Source organism: Yunchengibacter salinarum, assembly GCF_037658235.1.
Lineage (GTDB): Bacteria > Pseudomonadota > Alphaproteobacteria > Sphingomonadales > Kordiimonadaceae > Yunchengibacter > Yunchengibacter salinarum.
Window position 1 is genome coordinate 1 of sequence record NZ_JBBJLN010000024.1, and the last position, 4,347, is coordinate 4,347.

4 protein-coding genes are annotated in these 4,347 nt (G+C 57.6%); all 4 read left to right on the top strand.

The window, feature by feature from the left end:
- The coding region (locus WGH93_RS13050) for a MobA/MobL family protein (RefSeq protein ID WP_510199046.1) at positions 1-1,275 on the top strand (1,275 nt) is incomplete at its 5' end.
- 377 nt (positions 1,276-1,652) lie between these two features.
- On the top strand, positions 1,653-2,654 hold the full coding sequence (locus tag WGH93_RS13055; protein WP_374765317.1) for a replication initiation protein: 1,002 nt from the start codon (positions 1,653-1,655) through the stop codon (positions 2,652-2,654).
- Positions 2,655-3,022: 368 nt separating this feature from the next.
- Entirely contained in the window at positions 3,023-3,415 is a 393-nt protein-coding gene (locus WGH93_RS13060; RefSeq protein ID WP_374765318.1) for a type II toxin-antitoxin system PemK/MazF family toxin, read from the top strand.
- Between the two features lie 438 nt (positions 3,416-3,853).
- On the top strand, positions 3,854-4,347 hold a 494-nt coding region (locus WGH93_RS13065; RefSeq protein WP_374765319.1), incomplete at its 3' end, for a MobA/MobL family protein.

Sequence of the window (4,347 nt, forward strand, 5' to 3'; positions counted from 1 at the left end):
GTGATCCGCGATTTCGAGGCAGACGGCTACCCGACCATGGCCGTCATTCACGGAAATGGCCGGGTGCAGCCTCATGTCCACCTGGTCACGCCCGCCCGTCGGGTCTGGCAAGCCGAAGGCGAAAGTGATTGGACTGTTCAAGCGGAAGGTCGGCGCGGTCGCCCCGTAGATCGGCCGCTTTTTCCGGATCGGCAGGCCGTCAAAGCCTACCGGCAGACCGTGGCGGCCCATATTAACGCCGCTCTGGCGGCGGAAGGCCATGTCGCCGACTGGCACGGCGGATCGTTCCGCGATGTGGGCATCGAGCGCCAGCCGAAGCGCCGCGTGCCGCAGGGCGCATGGCATCGCGGCGGTCAGCGGGAGATCGACCCGCAGGTGGCCGCACAGGTCCGCCAGCAGGCGGAAGCGGCGCGGGCCGAACGGGACAGGAAAAGAAAAGACCAGGAACGGCAGCGGGAAGCGAAAAAACAGGCCGCCGCCGCGCCTTACATCGAAGAAGAGATCGGTCCTTACATCCAGCAAGCGGACCAATTTCAAAGGGAAAAGAGCGCAGCTCAAACCGAGCTGGACAAGGCCCTGGCGGCACTCGATCAGGAGCGCGAGCGGCGCCAGGCGGTCGAAACCGCGCTGACAAAGCTCCGCAACGCCCCACCGCCGGCGCCAGAGCGCGTCGAGGTGGAAAAGCCCATGACGGCGGCGCAGCGGGCGTTGGCGGAGGATATGCTTCGCGATGCGGGCTATGATCCGGAAGATGCGGGCGTAGAGCTACACCTACGTGGAGCAGGCAGCTCGGATCTTTGGGAGCTGATCAGAGCCCAAACACGTTGTAGAAAGATACCGGAAAACATGATGTTAGCGCTCACATCAGTGGGAATGCGGGCTGGCCTGGGCGACCGGGATACCATCGCCCAACAAATCGTAACGGGTGATGAAGCCGCCATTCTGAAAATTCGACACCAAATCAAAAAAGAATCCGATGCCCTGGAAGAAATAGAAGCTCTACGCGAAAAAATGCGGGTCTCGAAACGGCTTGAGCCTGTCATGGCTCGGAATGCGGAAATCGCTCAACAAAAGGTAAAAGATTTGCCTGATGACCAGTTGGGGCGACTTTATGTGGCGACGAAAGCCGCAATTCCGCAATACCATGTAATCGAACAGAGATCTTTGAAGTTTGGGCTGGAGGGGATCGCCCGCGAGCTGAAATCGCGCGGTTTTTTACCTCCGTCTCAAACACGCCAACGCAACCGCAGCCGGGGTGGCGGGCTGGAGATGTGAGCGGGATTCAGTGAATCCTTTTTTCCAGCCCCTAATGCCCTGAGGCCGTCTGTGGCGGCCCAGGAGGGGCACGAGCGCCCCTGCCCTGCTCACCCTTGCAGACTCGGCCCGCAGGGCCGCCCACAGAGCCATAGGCGCTGTCATTGGGGCGCCGCCGCTTCGGCCTGCGCCGACTTTTCCACAGGCGAAGTTATCCACAGCGGAAGATTCTAGTTTCCTTGATTCATAGATTCGGGGCCGTATGGCTCAATGAAATCAATGACTTATCGCTCTAAAAAATACAAATTGCGGGTTTTCGCATACAAATTGCGGGTAAAAAAATACAAATTGCGGGTAAAAAAATACAAATTGCGGGTTAGCATACTTGACAAAAATACATGTATGTCAAAAATGTATGCATGAGTCGCAAGCAAAAAACCAAGACCACGGACGTGATCCGGGCGGCCGAAGGCCGGGAAACCATTGTCGCCGGTGAACTGGTGACCGTGGACTTTCCCAAGGGCGGGAGTCCGTCTCTGCTGGCCTCGAAGCTGTTTGTGCAGCTACTGGATCAGGCCGGGGCCGATGTGGTGAAAGACAAGGCGCACCGGGTCCTTCTGGCTGATCTGAACTGGTCTCACCGGGATCTCGATTATCTGGCAGAAGCCGTCAGAGAGCTTCAGCGCACGGTCATCGAGATCACCGTGCAAACAGCCAACGGGCCGCGTCGCAAGAGCGGGCAATTCCTGACCGATGTGGAACGCGACCTGGACGCCGCGACCGGCGAACTGATGTTCCATTTCTCCAAGACCGTGCGCCAGGTGGTGCGCAACAGCACGCATTGGGCCGCCGTCAGCGCCCGCGCCGTGCTGGCGTTTGAATGCAAGTACAGCATCTGGCTCTATCAGCTGGCGGCGCTCCATGCGCACCGGGACCAGGCAGGCCCCACCTTTCCATTGGACGAGCTGCGCCAGCAGATGGGCGCCAGCGCGAAAAGTTTGCGGATATGGCAAAATTTCAGAAATCGCGTCCTTGAGCCCGCCATTGCGGAAATCAATCAGCTGACTGGCATCACCGTTGACTATCAGCCCGTGAAACGGGGCCGGAAGATCGAGGCCGTCCGCCTGTTTTGCCGGAAAAAGGATCAGGACGAGCTGCGGGCGGCCGCCGCCGAACAGGCGCGCCCGAAGACAGGCCGGAAGGCCCGGCGCGCCGATCTGGTCGAACAGGTCGCCGCCGAACGCCGCGCACAACAGCAATGGGTGGACGCGAAACTGGCCGAGGCCGAGGCCAAGTGGCAGCATCGCCAGCTTGATCTGGATGATGCCTTCGATGACGGCCACAACACCGATGCAGCCTTCGACTGGCAGCACGCGCAGCGGCCCAATATCGCGGAATAGGGCCCTTATAAATAGTTATCCAAATAAAATGCATTATGCCTAGACATAGAAAAAGCCACCAGCTTGGCATTTTCCATCAGGCGGGGTACAATAAGAGCGTTCGTTAAAATGAAAATGGAGGCGCATCTGCAACAAGAAGCAAGATACCACATAAAAAAGGGCATTGAGACAATTAAGCTGCTGACACAGCTTACACGTATGTCCCAATACCTCTTTTTGGCTCTACGCGCAGTTTACAACAGCGTGTTATGAATGGCTAGATATTTGTTGACGCCATACCGGCCTGGGGGTTCCCCCCCCAGGCTTTTCTTTATGAGAAAAGACCAACAAAACCGGCCGAAAAATACCTATGAGGGAGGATCAAAAGAGTGGTCGATGAAACTTCACCCCAGCGCGTTATACCAACAGTCAAAAGCGCACCGCGTATTCGTCAAGTGTATTGGTGCACCCTGCCCAACGACGCCCAGTTACCTGAATTCTCGAAAATTCGACCTGTACTCATCATGTCACTAAAAACGCACCTTTACGGCAAGGTTACGGTGCTACCTTTCTCTACTAAATCACAACCAGACAACCCACATGCTTACTCCATACAGTCGCCGCTAGAGGCAAAACCGGCATGGGTGATCTGCGACCATCTAATGACAGTTGCTGTAAGCCGTCTAAGCCCGCCGGGGCGAACGATCCCGCGCATTTCCCAAGAGGATTTCGAGCATATTAAACAGCTCGCGCTCAAGAATCTGCCATACTCATTTTATTGACTAATAGGCCATAATGGCCTATTTTCTGATTCAGATACGGCACGGGAAACCGTGACCGCTTCCCTTAAGTGGGAAATAGATGCGAAGGGGTGGCTAGTCCGCCCCTTTCGTTTTTAAATTACCTCCTTCCATGAAAAAGCTGCTTCTTAAAGAGTCTGGTCCGTGCCGTAAAAACTCGGACCTGAACACCTGAAAGCTGTATCCGATTCCCGATCAGCCCTGATTGCATTTGCAAGGGCGGCGCGCCTGTTCGACGGCGGCCGAATGCGAATCCGAACGCAAAAATAAGCCGCGCCCAGGGCGCGGTATAAGGCGGCTTGAGCCGTAGTGTGTGCGGGTGTATGGTGAGATTCAATGAATCACACAGCCCAAATAGGAGAAAATTTTCTCCTATTTGGGCTATACAACCACACACACACCACACAGAAAGCCGCCACCATGCCCCAATTCGAGGACTTTCAGCGCCGGGCAGGGCGCGCTGCCGGACGCGACCAGGACCGCGCTTTGAAAGCTCTCGCCACCGGGCGGCGCGGCCCCCGTGGCCGCACTTTCCACATGCGTATCGGGTCGGCCACCAAAGCCGCGTCAAACAACCGGGGCGCGAGCCCGGATTATCTGGCGCGGCTGAACGACTTCTCCAAAAAAGACGCCGATCTGGAATCCGTCCATGGGCGCGGCGCGGCCCAGATGCGCCAAATCCTCAATGCCGTTCACGACCAGACACGGACGGGGCGATCCCGCATCGCGGTGACGCTGACCCTCGAACTGCCGGCCGACCTGTCGGCCCCAGGGCGGAAACGGATCGCGGAGGCGGTGATCCGCGATTTCGAGGCAGACGGCTACCCGACCATGGCCGTCATTCACGGAAATGGCCGGGTGCAGCCTCATGTCCACCTGGTCACGCCCGCCCGTCGGGTCTGGCAAGCCGAAGG

Excerpts from the sequence above, each read along its gene's own strand:
- WGH93_RS13055 (WP_374765317.1), top strand. The coding sequence starts at position 1,653 with ATGTATGTCAAAAATGTATGCATGAGTCGCAAGCAAAAAACCAAGACC.